Origin of the sequence: Methanolobus sp. ZRKC4, from assembly GCF_045291305.1 — an archaeon.
Classification (GTDB): domain Archaea; phylum Halobacteriota; class Methanosarcinia; order Methanosarcinales; family Methanosarcinaceae; genus Methanolobus.
Genome location: NZ_CP146983.1, coordinates 2,155,367 through 2,174,232 on the forward strand (window position 1 = coordinate 2,155,367; position 18,866 = coordinate 2,174,232).

General features: G+C 38.6%; 14 protein-coding genes. 9 read left to right on the top strand and 5 right to left on the bottom strand.

What is annotated here, in order from left to right; genetic code table 11:
* Positions 1 to 69 precede the first annotated feature (69 nt).
* The 5 genes from V7O67_RS10735 to V7O67_RS10755 all read left to right on the top strand — a co-directional run bounded on the left by V7O67_RS10735 (position 70) and on the right by V7O67_RS10755 (position 5,073).
* Entirely contained in the window at positions 70 to 1,026 is a 957-nt protein-coding gene (locus V7O67_RS10735) for a phosphocholine cytidylyltransferase family protein (RefSeq protein WP_406669993.1), read from the top strand.
* Entirely contained in the window at positions 998 to 2,116 is a 1,119-nt protein-coding gene (locus tag V7O67_RS10740) for an aminotransferase class I/II-fold pyridoxal phosphate-dependent enzyme (RefSeq protein WP_342304838.1), read from the top strand. The genes V7O67_RS10735 and V7O67_RS10740 overlap by 29 nt, the downstream gene beginning before the upstream one ends.
* On the top strand, positions 2,113 to 2,745 hold the full coding sequence (locus tag V7O67_RS10745; RefSeq protein ID WP_342304837.1) for a CDP-alcohol phosphatidyltransferase family protein: 633 nt from the start codon (positions 2,113 to 2,115) through the stop codon (positions 2,743 to 2,745). Before V7O67_RS10740 ends, V7O67_RS10745 begins: the two co-directional genes overlap by 4 nt.
* Before the next feature lie 63 nt (positions 2,746 to 2,808).
* Positions 2,809 to 4,128 (top strand): hypothetical protein, encoded by a 1,320-nt coding sequence (locus tag V7O67_RS10750; RefSeq protein WP_342304836.1) that lies wholly within the window; start codon positions 2,809 to 2,811, stop codon positions 4,126 to 4,128.
* Positions 4,129 to 4,302: 174 nt separating this feature from the next.
* Positions 4,303 to 5,073 carry a multiheme c-type cytochrome gene (locus tag V7O67_RS10755; RefSeq protein ID WP_342304834.1) on the top strand — a complete coding sequence of 257 codons (771 nt, stop codon included), beginning with the start codon at positions 4,303 to 4,305 and terminating at the stop codon, positions 5,071 to 5,073.
* 76 nt (positions 5,074 to 5,149) lie between these two features.
* Here the strand turns inward: V7O67_RS10755 and V7O67_RS10760 are convergent, their stop codons facing one another.
* A complete protein-coding gene (locus V7O67_RS10760; protein WP_342304832.1) occupies positions 5,150 to 8,218 on the bottom strand; it encodes a PAS domain-containing sensor histidine kinase in 3,069 nt (1,022 codons plus the stop codon).
* Positions 8,219 to 8,346: 128 nt separating this feature from the next.
* Positions 8,347 to 8,802 carry a hypothetical protein gene (locus V7O67_RS10765; protein ID WP_406669994.1) on the bottom strand — a complete coding sequence of 152 codons (456 nt, stop codon included), beginning with the start codon at positions 8,800 to 8,802 and terminating at the stop codon, positions 8,347 to 8,349.
* Between the two features lie 355 nt (positions 8,803 to 9,157).
* Between V7O67_RS10765 and V7O67_RS10770 the strand changes: the two genes are divergently transcribed.
* Positions 9,158 to 10,567, top strand: a complete 1,410-nt coding sequence (locus V7O67_RS10770; protein WP_342304830.1) for an ATP-binding protein — start codon at positions 9,158 to 9,160, stop codon at positions 10,565 to 10,567.
* An 85-nt stretch (positions 10,568 to 10,652) separates the two neighbouring features.
* Here the strand turns inward: V7O67_RS10770 and V7O67_RS10775 are convergent, their stop codons facing one another.
* Positions 10,653 to 12,740, bottom strand: coding sequence for a cache domain-containing protein (locus tag V7O67_RS10775; RefSeq protein WP_342304829.1), 2,088 nt, complete (start codon positions 12,738 to 12,740; stop codon positions 10,653 to 10,655).
* A gap of 280 nt (positions 12,741 to 13,020) precedes the next feature.
* Between V7O67_RS10775 and V7O67_RS10780 the strand changes: the two genes are divergently transcribed.
* The 3 genes from V7O67_RS10780 to V7O67_RS10790 are packed head-to-tail and all read left to right on the top strand — an operon-like array spanning position 13,021 to position 15,351.
* Positions 13,021 to 13,545, top strand: coding sequence for a TlpA family protein disulfide reductase (locus V7O67_RS10780; protein WP_406669995.1), 525 nt, complete (start codon positions 13,021 to 13,023; stop codon positions 13,543 to 13,545).
* Between the two features lies 1 nt (position 13,546).
* On the top strand, positions 13,547 to 14,248 hold the full coding sequence (locus V7O67_RS10785; RefSeq protein ID WP_406656384.1) for a cytochrome c biogenesis CcdA family protein: 702 nt from the start codon (positions 13,547 to 13,549) through the stop codon (positions 14,246 to 14,248).
* A complete protein-coding gene (locus V7O67_RS10790) occupies positions 14,245 to 15,351 on the top strand; it encodes a DUF3179 domain-containing protein (RefSeq protein WP_406669996.1) in 1,107 nt (368 codons plus the stop codon). Before V7O67_RS10785 ends, V7O67_RS10790 begins: the two co-directional genes overlap by 4 nt.
* Before the next feature lie 359 nt (positions 15,352 to 15,710).
* Here V7O67_RS10790 and V7O67_RS10795 read toward each other — a convergent pair whose 3' ends face one another.
* Together V7O67_RS10795 and tnpC are read right to left on the bottom strand one after the other, a co-directional pair.
* Complete coding sequence (locus tag V7O67_RS10795) at positions 15,711 to 17,123, bottom strand: PAS domain S-box protein (RefSeq protein ID WP_342306496.1); 1,413 nt, start codon at positions 17,121 to 17,123, stop codon at positions 15,711 to 15,713.
* A gap of 255 nt (positions 17,124 to 17,378) precedes the next feature.
* Positions 17,379 to 18,827 carry an IS66 family transposase gene (tnpC, locus tag V7O67_RS10800; protein WP_406671410.1) on the bottom strand — a complete coding sequence of 483 codons (1,449 nt, stop codon included), beginning with the start codon at positions 18,825 to 18,827 and terminating at the stop codon, positions 17,379 to 17,381.
* Positions 18,828 to 18,866: the final 39 nt, after the last annotated feature.

An 18,866-nucleotide genomic window follows, 5' to 3' on the forward strand; every position in this document is an offset into this window, starting at 1 on the left:
ACAATTGGATTTACAATGAGTTTGGACCACAGCAATAGTGATAATGGAAATATAACCACCGCATTATTATTGGCAGCTGGTAAGGGCAGTCGTCTGTACCCTCTAACACGCGACACACCTAAGTGCCTTACAATGGTTCATGAGGCTTCTATACTTGAGCGACTTGTCATCAATTTGAAAAAGCAAGGCTTCAAACGTCTTGTCGTTGTCACGGGATACCAGGAAAAATGTATTCGTGATTTTTTAGAAACGCGTTCATGTGGTATGACAATTGATTATATTTCCAGTCCTCTTTACGCGACCACCAATAACATCTATTCACTCTGGATGGCGCGGGATATTATTAATGAGCCTTTCTTGCTTATTGAAAGTGATCTCATTTTTGACGTAGCTCTTCTGGATGGCATGTGCTCTCCTGACCGAATTGCCGTTGGATGCATGCAACCATGGATGAATGGTTCCACTGTTACAGCCAGTGGCTCCCATCATGTTAAGAAATTCCAAAGCGGTATTGCCGGACCTCTTGATGAGATAAGGTACAAGACTGTCAATATTTACAGTTTTTCACTTCCTTCGTGGAATAGCATTAAAGAAAGGCTGGGTCAGTACATTTCAGCTGGCAAAGTAAATGACTATTATGAAACTGTCTTTGCGGAAATGGTGTCTGATGGCAGTCTCTCTCTTGAAACAGTCTCATTTGACAGCAAGCGATGGTACGAAATAGATACAGTCTCAGATCTTGAAAAGGCTAAGAGATTATTTTCAGAAGACAAATATGAGACAATCATTCCTTACAATACCACATCAAAGATTTCTGGAATACTAAAGCCATTTTTTTTAACAAGCAAAAAACAGGGAGAAAAAGTGGTTACTCGTTCACTTTCTGGCTTAAGGCCATTGACCCAGTCTAATCCTTTGAAATTAAAGTCAATTTATCAAGCTAAGACTTTAAAAAATGAAGTGCCACATCAACATCATTTAAGAGAAATAATACCTGATGCAACACAATTACAAGACTCAAACTGAAAAATATGATTTCATTTCCAGGCAGCATGGTGGTTACTATCGCCATGAATTTATTGATCATGCTTATCTTTACAATCTATATTTTCCGCCAGAAGCAGTTTTTACAAACTTTAAAGATCAAATTCACGACATTGTCCTTAACTATCCAATTGCACAGGATGCTCTTGCCGGTCTTATAGGTGATCTGATCCATCAACCTGCTGAAAGAATTGTTGTAGGAAATGGTGCTGCTGAACTTATCAAAATAATCTCCGGTCACATATCTGGTAAGTTAATCGTTCCAGTGCCATCTTTTAATGAATATGCGAATGCAGCGCCTGCAGGTCAGGTAGTTGAATTTCCTCTTGAATTTCCATCATTTCAACTGGATGTAGACAAATTTGCTGCTGAAGCGATCAAGGTTAAAGCAGATGTTGCTGTTGTGGTAACACCTAATAATCCAACATCCCTAATGGTTCCCAAGTCCGATCTGATATCTCTTGCACAAAAACTTGCAAACCATGACTGTATGCTGATTATCGATGAATCCTTCATGGATTTTGTGCATGATCCTGATAAGACAACTCTGGAACATGAACTAGAACAGTATCCAAATATGGCGATCCTTAAAAGCATGAGTAAAGCCTATGGTATCTGCGGCCTTAGGATCGGTTATATGCTAACTGCAAATTTAGCATTTGCTGAATCTGTAAGGAAAGGCGTACATATCTGGAATATTAACGGATTTGCCGAAGAGTTTCTGCGGATACTGCCTGATTATAGACAGGAATTTGTCGAAAGTTGCAACCAGGTACGGATTGACCGGGATAATCTGTATAAAAGCTTGTGCGCTATCCCGGGAATGACTGCTTATAAACCGGATGCAAACTTTATTTTCTGCCGCCTGCCAGATCACACACAAAGTGGTCCTGAAGTCACACGGCGATTGTTCATTGAGCATAACATGTACATAAAACACTGTCAGGACAAAACTCTACCTGACTCTAGCCGTTATGTTCGTATCGCCAGTCGTACTGAAACAGAAAATTGCAAATTAGTTGAAGCGTTGATAGATGTTATTGACTCAAATAAAGTGGAGGGATCCCGATGAGTGATCAAGACCATCAACGATCACATCAGACAGGAATGCTTGCTTTCGCCCGTGATCTCCCAAATATCTGTTCGCTTGCAGGACTGTTGTGTGCAGTCCTTAGTATATACTATGGTATATTAGGCGATTTGTCACTTGCGATCATTGGGATGCTTTGGGCTGTTGTTTTTGACTGGGGGGACGGAATCATTGCTCGTCGGATGAAAGGGCGAACTGATGAATATCGAGCTTTTGGTGGGCAACTTGACTCATTGATAGATATAGTAAGTTTTGGCATTTGTCCCGCTGTATTTCTTTTGAGCTATGGAGAATTCAGTCCATGGTTCCTGCCCGGCGCTTTCGTAATTGTTGCTGTTGGTGTAATAAGATTGAGTTACTTCAATGTTTTCGGTCTTGTTGATGATTCGACATATATGGGATTAGCACTTGACAACAATGTCCTTATTCTTGCCTTTCTCTTTCTATTTAACAGTTATTTCAGCCAGCCGACCTTTGCAATTGCTATATATGCACTGTTAATGATCATAGCTGCCTTTAATGTAGCACCAATCCGAACCCCTAAGTTTTCCAGCAGGTGGTTTTATAGTCTCCTGATTTACGCCATGGTATTGACAGCTATTTATATATGAATATTCTGGAACAAATACCAACAAATTTCAATTGAACATAATTGAAAAAAGGAGGTGCAGTATATGTACGATTACCAACCGCTAAGGAAATGTATCTCAAACAATGACAATGAGTTAATAATTTACGGGGCTGATTCTTTCTCTCAGTTCCCAAACCGTGATGTATCTGTCAATTCAAAATGTGACAGAGCGCTTCCGGTAGCACGCCGGGATGATCTGGTAGTTCTACGTGGAAAGCTGGATTTTGAGTACCATAAATGGCTTCGCTCTCATGGTCTTGGGTCGGATCATATTGTTGAATATAATGTTCATTCAAGAGAGATGACTCTCTCGGAACTTATTGTTAATGATCCGGAAACAGTTAAAAAAATTATCAGGCAGATAGGAAAAAAACCTGTATATGTGCCATGGTTTTCAGGGCATATGGAAACTGAAGCTGCAAAAGCCCTTGGAGCTGATCTTTTCGGAGCAACTGAAACTGCAACATTAAAATATAATGATAAGTCAGCTTTCAAGACTGTATGTCAAGAATTAGGCGTGTCTGTCGTTGAAGGCAGTTTATTTGAAATGCATCCTGAAGACAATGCAAATTGTATAGATATGAAAAACATTATTAACGGATATCTGTCAACCTGCGAAACTGTTATTATTCGCGGTACTCTGGGTGAAACTGGTATGTCGTTATATAAAACCAAAGGCACTGATATTTCTGAAATATATCACGAAATTGCAATTAGCGGCGAAAAACATGTTATCATTGAGCCTTTTCTGAATGTCTCGTCTTCTCCGAATGATCAGTGGGCAATCAGCAGAGATGGTAATATAAACTCTCTTGGGATGCGGGATCAAATATGCGAAAGAGGCATGGTACACATTGGTACACTCAAAGGAGAAAATCCCTCACCAGACATTTTAAATTACATTGCAAAATCATCTGCAAAAATTGTCAATAATATGGCTGAATTCGGGTATCGGGGTGTAGTCGGCATTGATTATATTGTATCTGATGATGGTATATTTCCTGTTGAAAATAACGCTCGTTTTAATATTTCCTCTTATGCGGGCATGATCGTAGATAACATTGAAGAATTTATCCCCTCCATTCCATACTGGAAATTGATAAAGATAAAGACCGCAGCATGTTCATTTCTTGAGCTCACTGAACGTATTGAACCAGTACTTTATGACGGCAAAAAATTAAATTCTGTATTTCCTTTTAGTTGTGATACATTACCATCGTCCGGTGATTTTGCTGTTATAATCTTAGCCGAGAATATGGATGAGATATATAACATGGAAGAATCATTAAAAGAAATGGGCGTTAAAAGGGATTGTCTGGATATGTGTACTGAGAATTCTTCATGCTTTGAATCATCGAGATAACGCTCTTGGATAGTTGCTACGTTATTTCTTTACCCAGCAGACCTTTTTATCAAAGCTCAGTCTATTATTTTATAGGGGAGACAATCATATAATTTTACAGAATTATTGTAAACATGGGGTGGAACATGAAGATTGCATACTTATCAGTGTGGACATTGATTGTATTTCTAGCTCTTGCGCTTCAAACTTGGACCGGATCATCCTCAGACCGAGATATTCTCTGAATCAAAGCACGGAAGCATCTATAATACTGAAGGAGATCAATGGAACTGGAGTTCTGATGAATGGGTAGCAGGAGAGGACTACAGGACGCCGACCTGTACTGTATGTCACATGTCTGGGACGGATGAGCTGGAACCTACGCACGATGTAAGTTTACGTCTTTCATGGGAACTTGAACCACCGATATCCAGACGTACTGACAACACGGCAAACGTATTTGTAACTCCCATAAGTGATGGTTTTACATGGCAGGAAAAGCGTGAAAGGATGTATTCAGTGTGTGCCCAGTGCCACTCAGATGACTGGATCAGAAACTACTACGTAAATGCAGACAATACTGTCGCATTATACAACCAGAAATATACAGATTCAAAATTGATAGTTGACCAACTTAGAGAAGATGGATTATTGACCAAGCAGAACTTTGATGAGCCCATAGAATTCAAAATATATGAGGTATGGCATCATGAGGGCAGGCGTGCAAGAATGGGTGCATTCATGTTAGGTCCGGATTTTGTCCAGTGGCATGGCTTCTATGAGATGCTCAAGGATGAAGCTGAACTCAAAGAAATGGCAGAACAGATAAGGTCCAATGCTGCGGTCCAATCTCAGTCTGGAATAGAAGAAAAAGGTTCGGATTCCAGTGTGCCGGGATTTGAGGTTCTGCTTGCAATTATATGCATGTTTGGTGCAGTATTCGTATCTTTGAGAAGGAGGGTTTAATCCCTCCTCTTAAGTACTGTATGAATTAAATAATTTGCAAGATCAGATTAAATATAAACACTTGGTGGCGATTTCATTAGAATGATTTTAGTGTGTTTTGTCTTGATGTTTGCATAATCTGACCTTTCATTTCAACAGGTATCATAAAAGTAAAAGTACTGCCCTGCTTAGGTTTGCTTTCAACATAGATATTGCCTCCGTGCATTTCCACATATTTCTTTGTAATTGCAAGACCCAGGCCAGTTCCTTCGAATTCGCGAGTTAAGAAGCTATCAACCTGTTTAAAGGGTTTGAATATTTCTTGTATTTCATCTTTTGAAATACCAATGCCATCATCTGCAACGAAAATCTGTAATTTATCATCGTGACAACTTGCATTGACATGGATTTTTCCATTTTCCGATGTAAATTTGACAGCATTGGACAGTAGATTGTACATAACATCTTTTATTTTCTTCTTATCAGCATATATTTCCATGTCATCAATTTCAATTATAGTTCTGATGGTGATGTATTTCTTTCTTGCAATCGGTTGCATGGATGTCACAATTTCATCTAGTATGTTTGCGATTTTAAAATATTCACATTCAAGTTCCATCTTCCCGGCTTCAACCTTTGAAAGGTCAAGAATATCGTTAATAAGCTCTATTAGATGTTTACTGCTTTTGAGAACATTGGATACATAATTGTTTTGTTTCTCGTTCAATTCACCTGGAATTTTCTCGTTCAATAATTGTGAAAAACCGTAAATTGAATTAAGTGGTGTACGTAGTTCATGGCTCATATTAGCAAGGAATTCTGATTTTGTTCTGTTAGCTGCTTCAGCTATTATTTTAGCATGTAGTAGTGTATCTTCAGCATGTTTTCTTTCGGTAATATCTCTGCACACGCAAAAAACCAGTTTCTGCTCCCCAAACATAGCTCCATTTGAACTAACTTCAACATCAATGAAAGTGCCGTCCTTGCGACGGTGGAGCGTTTCAAAATGGTCACCTGTGTTATCAACATTATTGAACATTTCAATTAAGTCGTCACGTGTCCATTGAGTGTCCCAATCCCAAAGGTGTAACTGAAGAGCTTCCTCATGTGAATAACCAAGCATATCCGCATATTTCTGGTTCACCTCGTAAACCTTGCAATTTTGGTCAAGGACAACTATCCCATCGCTGGATTGCTCAATAAAGATACGTCTTCTAATGGCTTCTTCAGCCATTTTCAGTTCAGTCTGCTTACGTTCTGTAATGTCCTGAAATGAACCAACTACTTTTACAACTTTATCATTTTTTATTATAGGATGACCAATTGTCCGAATCCATTTATGCTTTCCTTTCGCCGAGATTAATTCCAATTCAAGATCATATGGTTCAGCCTTTTCCACAGCATTCTGGACAGCTTTTTCAACAAGCTCTCTTGAGCCGGGAAGATAAAAGCTCAACCCAAGATCAATACTTGTAGGATCATTGGGATCTACTTCATGGATTCTTGCAACTTCGGATGTCCATGTACCCTCGCCGGATGGTACATAAAACTCCCAACCACCAACCTTTGCAATACTGCCAACTTCATTCAGAAGAGCATCGTTTTCGCGCAGTTTTTCCTCTGCTTGTTTTCGTTCGGTAATATCCTGGATCGTTCCAATAACTACATTTCGTTCAGCGAAGAATTCTGCCACTGAATGTATATCCCGAATATCATCATCATTTTGCCTGTTAATCCTGAACTGTACATCATATGGCAATTTTTTTTCCAGTAGAGCTTTTAGTGCTTTATCCAAGATCGGTCGGTATTCCGGTAAAGCTATTTCTTGTATTTCTCTGATAGTGCAATGTTTACTTACCAGACCATATATCTTGGCGGCTTCCTCTGAAATATCCATCTTCCCTGAAGTGAAATCAAACTCCCAACTTCCAAAGCGCCCAATTTCCTGTGCTGTCTGTAGTTGCAATTCTCTTCTTTTCAATTCTTCATCTGCATACTTGCGCTGAGTTATATCCCTACCAACACCCAGTATTCCTATCAATTGTCCATTCGAATTATACATCGGACATTTGATAGTTTCAAGATATTCCTTGTGCCCATCATCAGCATAAGTGATTTCCTCTTCATTTATGGAGGGTTTACCTGCTTGCATTGCTTCTTTGTCTTTCTGTGTGAAAAGGTCTGCCAGTTCTTTGTCCACAAAGTCATAGTCCGTCTTCCCGGCAATTTCTTCTTCCTTTGCGCCAAAGAAGCGCTCGAATTTAGTATTACATCTCAGGTAAGTACCATTAACATCTTTTAGCCAGACCAGATCTGGAATTGTATTTACTAATGTGCGTAATTGTCCTCTGCTATTAAGCAGTGACTTCTCTGTAAGTTGATGATCTGTTATGTCTTCACCAATGCAAACTATACTTCTGATCTTGCCCTCTATGTCCTTAATGACAGTATTGTTCCAGACAATTGCTCTTTCGATTCCGTCTTTTGTAACAATTTCATTCTTGTTATATGAAGGCAGACTGCCTTCTTTGATGGTCTTTGAAAAAACTGCCTTGATCTCAGGGACAATCTCTGAAGGTAGGAACATGTCAAACCAGTTTTTGTTAAACACATGTTCTTTATCCCATCCGGTTAGTTCAAGTAAAAAATCATTGCAGTAAATGATATTTCCCTTTGGGTCTAGCATTATCTCGACAAGTTGTGTGTTATTAAGGACGTTACGAATCTGTTTTTTAGATTCAAGCAGATCGAATTCTACATTTTTTCTTTTACTTATATCGATATGTTGCAAAATGACAGCAGTGGGATAATTTATAGAAAGTGGCTGAACTTTTATCAAATACCAGTGTTTTCCATCAGGAGCCTGGAGGGGATATTCGAGCTTGAATATATTCATTTTGCCATTAATGATATCTCTTATTCCTGTTGCTGGATTAATTGCATTATCCGGTCTTTCAGCTGTAATTTCATCTAAAAATGGAAGATAATTAGCTTTATCAGTGCGTTTAAAGGAATTAAGATCATTATTGTGTACAAAGTCTTTCCAGCTTTTATTTGTATAAGAAATGGTTTCATCTGGTGATAATACAATGATACCATCTTCCCAAAGGTCCATTGAATCCGTTTCAAGGTTAAAAGCATAAGGATTATTGTTTTTTGAAGACATGGTATGTCCTGCTGAATTTATATTTTTATTATTATAGTACTAATATTTATAGTATATGTTGACTGCATGATGTCTTAGAAATGTTTAAAATTGCAGGCATTTTGCAGTAATATATGGATTATGGGAATTCAAATCCAGTATCCGCGTACATAAGACTTCGTTTGTTGGACATATGGGGTTACAAATCGGAGTAACAAAGGTACGATTATCAGGGTAGTTACCAAATTACCTATAAACCATCCTTCAAATGTCACAAAAAACTCTGTCCATTGGATAATGCCATTGAATGCCAGCATAAATGCGCCCCATAGAGCGCCAACCAGATTGTTTAGCAGGCAGGCAAAAATGACAAAAACAGCAATATCTTTTTTTGTTCGCATTCTGATGTTCACTTTGAAATATGCAAAAGCAGCCAGAGGTATGAGTACCTGCCACAGGTCAGCAAGTGACCATATCACATTCACCGAAAAAGGCATATCTGCAAGGATACCAGCTCCTATCATGCATCCAAGATATGCAGAAAAAGCACCCCATATTCCATACCATAGGGCAAATATTATCATGAATGCAACAGCAAAATACATGCTGGAAACTCCCGGTGCAGGTGATATTGGGGAATTGATCAGTGCAAATCTTGATAAGAGTGAATTAACTAGTACAAGGAACAGGAAAATATTCAAGTATCTAGAAAATGAATCTATATCAAGCATGATGTTTTCTCGTTTTATTGGGGGGATAATGTGCTGATTTTAGTCCTTAGAGGAGTGTAGTCATGAACTTATATCTATATATATATAGCACTTTTTTTATACAATACTTTCTTATCTAATATAGTTATGGGGCGATAAACCATTCTGCATATTTATGTCAGTTGTTGCTGTTTCAGAAATATTGGATTTCAGGTAAAGGAGGCACAATATTAAAAGTGATCAGAGGGATATGGATCCGTTTCGGATCAAAGAATGGTTCAAAAGACCGTACTCGGTTACAGTCACTACTCTTTTGATATTTGTTCTGGTACTTTATCGTGCCTGGCTCTATATTGCTAACTGGCTTGAGAATGTTCTTGCCAACGGTCTTGTTCCGGGGGATGTGACCTTCATCAAGGCTCTCACATTTATCCTGATCCTTCTGACTGCAAATATAATACATATGGTTCTTAGCAGACAAGTAGCTCTTTCAAGAACCGTGCAGGATCAGGAAACCAAACTCAACTTGTACGAAATGAAATTCCAGAATTTTATTGATAATGTACCTGATGTTGCTGTTCAGGGTTTTGCTCCTGATAGTACAGTAAATTATTGGAATCTTGCAAGTGAAAAAATGTATGGTTACTCTAAAAAGGAAGCCGTTGGGAAAAAAATGACTGAATTAATAGTTTCGGCTGAAAGTAAAGATGAGTTTGAAGAGATAATAGCTTCTACACAGAATGAAAACAATTATACCAATGCGTTTGAAACAACTTTCCTGGCTAAAGATGGCACCAAGATCCCTGTATTTTCCAGTTATTCTACAGTCCCGATAGCCGAGAATCAGCTGGATATATTTTCTATGGAGATTGACCTGACAGAAAGAAAAAGAATGGACAGGGATCTCAAGGTGGCAAAAGAACTTGCTGTGGCTTCAAACAACGCCAAGAGCAAATTCTTGGCAAGCATGAGTCACGAGATTCGAACACCTCTTAATTCTATTATAGGATTTTCTGATATTCTTACAGATGATGAATCTGAAAAGTTAAGTGAACCGCAAAGACGGTATGCTCAGAACATATCTAAAAGTGGCCATCACCTGCTGGATCTTATCAATGACTTACTGGATCTATCAAAGGCAGAAGCCGGAAAAATGGATCTTCAATATGACATCATGTTAGTTACTTCCACTATTAGTGATATAGTTGAAAGTATGAAACCATCCACTAATCCAAGAAATATATCTATCCACACCAATATAGGATCAGATGTGTCCACGCTGGAAGTTGATGCAGGTAAATTGAAACAAATACTGTACAATCTTGTGGGGAATGCGATTAAGTTTGTCAATGATGGTGGAAACATAACTATACGGTGTGTAATAGTTGAAGATATGATGCAATTTGAAGTTGAAGATAATGGTATAGGAATAAAAGAACAGGATATTGATAAATTATTCAAACCATTTTCACAAGTTGACCTTTCTTCCAACAAAGGATATAGGGGGACTGGGTTGGGTCTTTCGCTTGTAAAAGAATTAGTTGAACTTCACGGAGGCAAAGTTTGGGTCAGAAGTGAGTATGGTAACTACAGTATTTTTGGTTTTAGTATTCCTTTGCGTTGTCCGGACCAAAGTCTGATATCTTTATACGATCACTAAAGTAAATCTGTTACAGTTTTTTTTTATTAGAATAAAAACAGAAAGGAGCAGTGGTTATACACTGGTCCTGTTCTCACATGTTGACTTAGCAAAATGTTCTAATTGTCACTAACAGGACCAATGTCATAACGGCAGGCCAGTAGATCAGTTTTGCAAAGATATTGTCCTTATAATCTATCACAGGTATTTGTTTGTCTGATGCAAATAGGAGAGCATTTAAAGAAACACCCAGCACCACCAAATACATGATGATATAGAAGTACTCAAGGTAAATAATACCGGAAGCTGTAAGGTTGTCTCGTAGAGAAACATGTGCTACCATCAATACTAGCATCAATGAAGCGCTGTATTTTAGTATCTCCGAGGGATCAGAATCTGCTTTCACTTCTGTGAAGAGGGCAATAAATATCAATAGCGCTATTAATAGTAAAGGAACCATGTATGTGATGAACGGCATCACAATATCCCTTTTCAGCTCTATATTGAAATAGAGATCTGGGTTTCCCTGATGCTTGTAGCCGTCGATTCCAAAATTTGTATCATATTCGTTAATCCTATAAGAAAAATAACTTTTCTCAGCTTCCCAGCCCTCAAGGACAAAGTCCTTTTCAATGCCAGGTTTTGCTTCCGGAACTATCAGGTCATATGACTCCAAGTCCGGAACCAGGATTACGTTGCTTTCAAAACTGTCACTCCATAATCTGATCCAGACAGTTTCCATATCAAAAGGATAAGTTATATAATCAAATTGTTCACGCAGTGTTGTTCTGAAATGCCATCCTGTAACATCATCCTTTTCATAGGTTTTATTGATTACAGTATGGTCCGACTCTGGAAAAATAACTCCCGAAACGTAATCATCGTTAACACCTTCTGTATGCTTCTGCCAGACATAACCAGTAACTATCACATTACTTCCCGTTGAGAATTCAAGAGATTGGATGAATATTCCAGTTGGGATCTTGATTATTGAATCAGCGTAATCCTCATCCATGTTGTCCAGTTCGGTGAGGTATATTTTCTCCAAAGAACTGTCAAGGCTGGTTTTGTCATAGATGATAATGTCATCTATATTTTCAGAAACCGTGTTGTTCAGGGCAAGATTCCAAATGAAACCTGTCTCAATAAAACATAGGATGGAGAATATTATCGCAATTTTCCACAAGGAGCGTGTGCTGATTGGATTTCTTATAAAACTCAGAATGAAAATGGATACTAAAAATGCTGTAATTGCCAATGAAAAATATATCTTCTGATAATATTGATCCTGATTCATTTGATACAGGACTTCTTCATCTTTTAGGACGATACCAAGGACCCAATCTGTTGAGGGAATCTCTTCATAGAATACCCATAGCTTATTTCCACTTTCAACTTCATAAACAGTATTGATACTGCCTGGGGCTATATCGCTGGTTATCTGTCTGAACACATCATCAGTTTTTGAAATATTGACAATATTATTGCAGACATAATTTTTTATGGGATGGGATATGACATCTCCGTCCTTTGAGACTATAAACCCGTATCCTGTTTTTCCCAGTTCCAGTGAACTTATAGTATTCCTCAATTCTTCAAGGGAATAACTTGCATAGACAACTCCTGCAGGGTCTATTTTTTTCTGATCGGCATATTCAGATGTAAAAGGAATTGAATATTCAAGAATGAACTTGTCACTCTGTAATTCAAAATATGGCTCATTCCATCCGCTACCCTGGGCTAAAGCTCGATGATACCATTCTGTATTTTGACCTTCACCAGTTTCATCGGGTATAACAGTATAATCGTAGGCTAATTGGATAAATTGTGGTTCACCATTTTTTCTGGAATATGTTGGAGCATAGGGATGTTTTGATAGTGAATCGTTTCCATATATTAGGGCTGCATCTTTTTCGTATGCTACGCCCACTCCAAAGATATCTGATTCGGAATCGATAGCTTCATAGAGTCTTTCTTCTACCTGTTCTTCTTTCAATTCCCCGGAACTCAGATCAGAAGCAATTGATTGGGATACATCTGAAAGAACCATCAGGTTTAATGAAACCTGTTCTGCGGAGCTCTGTGCTTCAAGCCTGGCGGAATCGATTGATGTTTCCAACATCTTATCTGTAGAATAAACAAGGTTGTGTCCAAAACCAACGACCGCAAAAAAGCTTACGATCAATGTTATCAATGCTACTGTTGATATTAATTTTTTATAATTATTACTATGGGTGGGCAATTCGTCACCTCTTTTTGCAACTAGATATGTTATACTTTGAACAATAAGGCAAATAGTATCACTTAACTAATATATGCAGTATTATATAAACAAGGCTATGGAAATGCCACTTGCTCAGTAATAATCCAATATTGCTTTTGTTGATGAGTATAAATTGCAGTAATAACATTTTGAAAATTTGACAACACAATCTTTATTTGAAATCGCATCCTAGATTTAATGGGGGTCATACATGCATATTTTAAAGAATATTTTTGTTTTTTCTTTCATAATTTCAGTAATATTGGTTGTGGGATGCGTTGAACAGACTACAGAAGATACCTTAGTTGATTGGCGGGACACGGAACTAACTGATGTTGAAACGGGTGAGACTTTCAGGATAAGTGATTTTGAGGGAACTCCGGTTCTGGTTGAAAGCTTTGCCGTCTGGTGTCCAACCTGTCTGGAACAGCAAAAAGAGGTCCAAAAGCTTGAATCCAGTGAAGGTGATGCGATAATACACATATCTCTGGACACAGATCCCAATGAAGATCAGGAGCAAGTAAGGGAGCATTTAAGCAGGAATGGTTTTGAATGGTATTTCGCGATTGCCCCTCCTGAAATGACACGTGATATGATAGATGAGTTTGGTCAGGAAGTTGTGGTGGCTCCAAGTGCTCCTGTGGTACTTGTGTGTGAAAACCAGAGTGCCAGGCTTCTGCCAAGTGGTGTGAAAACTGCAGAGCAGTTGAAAGAAGAGGTGGAAAAAGGGTGTTGAAATGGCAAGTTCTCCCCTGATATTTCTTGCTGATCTTTTCACATCCTTTATACTTGGTTTACTCACTCCTCTTACGGCTGTATGTGTATTACCACTCTATCCTGCCTTTCTTGCATATCTTTCCGGCCAGATGTCCGGAAGAGAAGAAAACAGTAGGCTTCCAATACTCTTCGGACTTCTCATAAGTGCGGGAGTCATAATTTTCATGATTTTACTGGGGCTTGTTTTCACAACGATACTTCAGGTGTCCTTGACAAGGGTTATAGGAATAGTTTCACCGATAGCATTCGGAATACTGTTTATCCTCAGTATACTTCTGATAATCGATGTTGATCTTGGAAAATATATTCCACAAAAAAACATCTCGGATGCCAGCAATCCTTTGATTACGGCTTTTTTATATGGTTTTTTTTTCGGTGCTATAGTTGTTCCCTGCAATCCGGGATTTATTGCTGCTCTTTTTGCAAAGACCCTGACAACGATAGATTTTGCGGGAAATATGCTAAACTTCATAGCCTTTGGGTTGGGGATAAGTTTTCCTTTACTTCTTTTTTCGGTGCTTTCATCTGCAAAGAGTATGAAAATCATAACTTTTCTTGTACTGAATAAAAGGAAGATCAATCTTTTTGCGGGTATAACCATGCTTGTAATTTCAGTCTATTATCTCGTTTTCGTTTTCAGAATACAGGAGAGGATTATATGAAGGTTTCACGGATAGCATTAGGAGTATTTCTTGTTATCTGCATGTTTGTGGTAAGTGGGTATGCACAGGAAAACGGGTCTATTGAAAAGATACCTGAACTTACGGAGATGGAAGAAGAGCAGGGAATAATGGTTACTGAAAGAGGTGTCAAGTACATAGTTAATCCTGAAGATCTCACATCAGGGGGTCCTCCTGTGGATGGGATTCCGTCTATAGACGACCCAAAGTTTGTTACGGTTGAGGAAGCGGATGAATGGATTGAGGATGAGGAGCTGGTGCTCGGTTTCATCCACAATGGCACGAAGAGAGTCTATCCCCTTCAGATTATGGTGTGGCACGAGATCGTCAATGAAGAGATAAATGGAGAACCGATTCTAATTACTTATTGTCCGTTGTGTGGTTCGGGAATTGCATACGAGAGGACAATTGACGGTGAGCCGGTCGAGTTTGGAACGTCCGGAAAGCTGTATAATTCAAATCTTGTGATGTATGACCGGAAGACGAACTCGTACTGGACCCAGATAGGAGGGCAGGCTATTGTAGGTGAGCTTACCGGTATGGAACTGACTCCTCTATCCATAGACACGGTGCCCTGGAGGGAGTGGAAAGCAACACATCCTGATTCAGAGGTATTGAGCCAGGATACTGGTTTTGACAGGCCCTACGGAAGAGACCCTTACGGAAGCTATTACGAGGACAGTTTCGTGCTATTCCCGGTTGAGGAATCAGACAACAGGATACATCCAAAGACCGTTGTTTTCGGTGTAGAGATTAATGATACATTCAAAGCCTACCGCGAGGAAGACCTGATCGAAATGGGTGAAATCGAGGATAATGTCGCAGGAACGGATGTCAAGGTTGAAAGAGATGAAGGCGGGATTGTTACCATAACCAATCTTGATACGGGCGAGGAAATAGTTAAAGAACGTGACTTCTGGTTCGCATGGTACGCTTTCCACCCCGAAACCGAGCTCTATCTTCCGGAAGATGCTACCCTTGAACCCTTTGAAGAAGAAACTGAGCCATCAGCACCATTGGGCCACATATTAACACCAATTTCCATCTTCATGGCGTTCTTTGTGTTCTTCAGGAAACGGTATTAAGCATAAAAGCGGTTGTTTTATGCGTTTATGGCTGATCATAAAATGCTACGCAACTGCTCTTAAAAGCTTGAAATAAAGAACAGGGAATTGAAACTTCAATTCCTTTTCCTCAAAACCAAAGCTGTAAACGACACAATTGTTGCAATCAATCCAACACTAAATCCGGGAGTGCTTTTGGTTTGATCAGCGGATTTTTGTTCACTTTCATTCCCGGCAATAGAGGTGTCACTTTGTATGTCTCCAACAGGTTGGTTATATCGCGTATCCTCTTGACCAGCTCATTCCCATCATGAATTTCTGTAAACTTCTTTACAAATGCAATATCGGGTAAGCTCCATGTTTAATCAAAACAATTACCTTTATGTTAGCTGATAAAAATTACTATCTTTTTTGTCCATTGGTTCAACAGGTATCATAAAAATAAAACTACTGCCCTCTCCAACTACACTCATAACCCGGATATTTCCACCATGCATTTCGATGAATTTTTTAGCAATGGCAAGGCCAAGTCCGGTTCCTTCGTATTCGCGATTTATACATGTTTTCAGTTGTTTGAACGGCTGGAACAGTTTATCCATATCTTTTTTGTCAATTCCTATTCCTGTATCCTGTATGGTGAAATGGATAAAATTGCCCGAATTCTTTGCTTCAATAGTCACAAAACCATTTTCAGGTGTAAACTTAATTGCATTACTCGCAAGGTTATAGAGTATCTGTTTTAATTTGGTTTTATCTGCAGTGATCGTACCAATATCGGAATTGATTTTCACACCCATATGGACATTTTTCTTAATTGCAAGCGGAGCTAGCATCATCTTAATTTCATCAATGATAAGTGAGGCCTGGAATTGTTCGTAATAGAGTTCCATTTTTCCGGCTTCAACTTTTGATAGGTCAAGAATATCATTGATTATAGCTAGAAGATGCTTACCACTCTTTAAAATATAATAAATGTACTCAGATTGTAATTTGTTCAATTTTCCGAAAGATTCATCAAGTAGAATATCTGAAAAACCAATTATTGAATTTAATGGAGTCCTCAACTCGTGGCTCATTGTGGCAAGGAATTCATTCTTGATCATGCTGGCTTCCTCTGCAGTCAATTTAGCTCTAAGTAACTCCTCTTCATCTTGTTTATGTTCAGTTATGTCTCTGCATATACAAATAATCAATTTTCTGTCATTAAATGTGACAGCATTTGAATTGATCTCTACATCAATGAAGCTAGCATCCTTACGACGCTGTCGTGTCTCTAAATGAATTCCTTTACTATCATTTCTCTGAATCATTTCCAGCAGTTGTTCTTTTGTATAGTAACTATCCCAATCCCATACATGTAATGTCTGTATTTCCTCCTGAGAGTAACCAAGCATTTGGGCATAGGCAGGGTTTGCTTCGAATACTTCACCATCTATACCAAGAATTACAATCCCATCTCTCGATTGGTCCATGAGGCTGCGACGCCATTGAACCTCTTCGTCCAGAGTTTTTTCGCTCATTTTGCGTTCGGATATGTCCTTTATGAAGGCACAATTGTATTCCTTTCCTTCGTAATTCATATAGTTAGCTGTGACTTCTACAGGACAGACTTTTCCTTCTTTGGAGATATTAATGGACTGGAAAATGACTTTTTTTCTCTGCTTCAGTTTATTCCAATGCTCATCCCATAATTCATCCGTGAAAGCATGATCAATATCCATCACCCTCATGTTCAAGAGCTCTTTCTCTGAATATCCAAGATGGGAACAGGCAGCCTTGTTGACATAAAAGATATGTAACTATTCAGCCTGGCACGATTTGCCTATTGGTACTGATTTCATCGAAAGTAACTATTCAGCCTGATAAAAACGCTATCAATAACAATCTTGACAAAAAGTTGAAACGTAAATTTCATTAGAATCATTTATTTTGATTGTTGCTATTGATTGCTTTTTTGATTGTTAGATTGTTAGTGAGCAGACATCTCTATTTCGATGGTAACTATTCAGCCTAGCTCACTTCCACCAAGCTGATTTCTTCATCCACGATCAATTCTGCAACTTTGGAACAAATGAATTGCCATAAAATATTGCACTAATTGCATCGATAACAGATTCAGAATTCTTATTAACAGTAGACACGTATCCTCTTATACGGCAGAAATTTTTTGCACCCTGTTCACTGCGGAAAGTACCTGATATCTTCTGCTGTACTTTCGTCATTCTGATATCTCTTTCAGCCTGATTGTTATCAAACGGAACGTTTTGGTCGTACATAAATCGTAAGATATCCTCTTTATGGCCAATAAACCTATCCAGCAAATTCTTTACCGTGGTCTGCTTCTTACGTCCTCGTTTTTTAGACCGCACATTTGATTCCGGATCAGGAGGATTTTCATTCACTCCTAAACAAGTTATGTGATCATAATCCTCACTGAACCTTTGAATTAGCTCAGTATCTAAAAGATCATTATCAACATGATGTTTAATGCATATCAAGAGATCACTCATTATCTTTGGCCACTGTTGATCCCTGTTTTCGGAAGCTCCAGTTAACTCTCGTAATAAATGTGCATTACATAATGAATGTTGACATTCATATTTGTTGTACGGTTTCCAAAAATCATGTGTTGCAACACCAGTGTAACCTGGTAATATGCCCATAGCATCCATTGCTTCTGAGCCCCTTTTGCGATGTGCAAAATAATAGGTCAGTTTGTCTGTACCTGCCACATGAAGCCAATTACGAACTGCATTTATTCTCATTCCTGTTTCATCCAGATTGATGACAGGAGATTCTTTCAGGAGATGTTTCACTGTATTTTCAAAAGCTCCAAGCTTCTCAAAACAACTACGTTCCGTGTTCACCAAAGTAGCAGGACTTATCTTGCATCCCAAAATATCAGAGAACAACTTGGTAACACGCTGATAAGGAAGTAATTGGTAAGTGTGCAAATAAACTGCAAATGACTTAACTCGATGACCGTATTGAGTCGGCTGAGTTACACCATCTGGAAAAAGAGCTTTGTTTACATGAGAACATTTGGGACATGTTTTAATCTCGCAACGATGTTCAATGCAATTGATAGTTATAGGAGGAATGTCAAAGACCTGTCTTCTTTCATAGTCAGAGGGAACAGAAGCTAACGATCTCCCACAATTGACGCATTGATTAACAGGATGAACAATAACTTCATCCGGATCATCATTTATTCTTAATGTAGTACCAGGATGACCGTTTTGACCACCTACATGCTTATTGGTCTTTTTTCTTTGACTTTTAACGGTTGGTTTATTCCGTGCATAAGAATCAGTAGAAGGTGGTTTGCTACTGTTGCGACTATTCTTTTCAAGCATTTCTTCCAAATGCCTGACACGCTCTTCAAGTTGTGCAATTTGGAGAGATTGATGTTCAATTATCCCAAGTAATCGAGTTACAAGTTCTACTACTGCTTCTGGACCAGCTTCATAAACTGCAAGTATTTCTTCGCGGTCTATACAAATCCCCTCAGATTGATAGACGTTTTTTATGATATT

What these genes read in the sequence shown, in the direction of transcription:
- V7O67_RS10740 (WP_342304838.1), top strand. Translation starts at nt 998, where the DNA reads ATGCAACACAATTACAAGACTCAAACTGAAAAATATGATTTCATTTCC.
- V7O67_RS10745 (WP_342304837.1), top strand. Translation starts at nt 2,113, where the DNA reads ATGAGTGATCAAGACCATCAACGATCACATCAGACAGGAATGCTTGCT.
- V7O67_RS10750 (WP_342304836.1), top strand. Translation starts at nt 2,809, where the DNA reads ATGTACGATTACCAACCGCTAAGGAAATGTATCTCAAACAATGACAAT.
- V7O67_RS10760 (WP_342304832.1), bottom strand. Translation starts at nt 8,218, where the DNA reads ATGTCTTCAAAAAACAATAATCCTTATGCTTTTAACCTTGAAACGGAT.
- V7O67_RS10765 (WP_406669994.1), bottom strand. Translation starts at nt 8,802, where the DNA reads ATGTATTTTGCTGTTGCATTCATGATAATATTTGCCCTATGGTATGGA.
- V7O67_RS10770 (WP_342304830.1), top strand. Translation starts at nt 9,158, where the DNA reads ATGGATCCGTTTCGGATCAAAGAATGGTTCAAAAGACCGTACTCGGTT.
- V7O67_RS10780 (WP_406669995.1), top strand. Translation starts at nt 13,021, where the DNA reads ATGCATATTTTAAAGAATATTTTTGTTTTTTCTTTCATAATTTCAGTA.
- V7O67_RS10785 (WP_406656384.1), top strand. Translation starts at nt 13,547, where the DNA reads ATGGCAAGTTCTCCCCTGATATTTCTTGCTGATCTTTTCACATCCTTT.
- V7O67_RS10790 (WP_406669996.1), top strand. Translation starts at nt 14,245, where the DNA reads ATGAAGGTTTCACGGATAGCATTAGGAGTATTTCTTGTTATCTGCATG.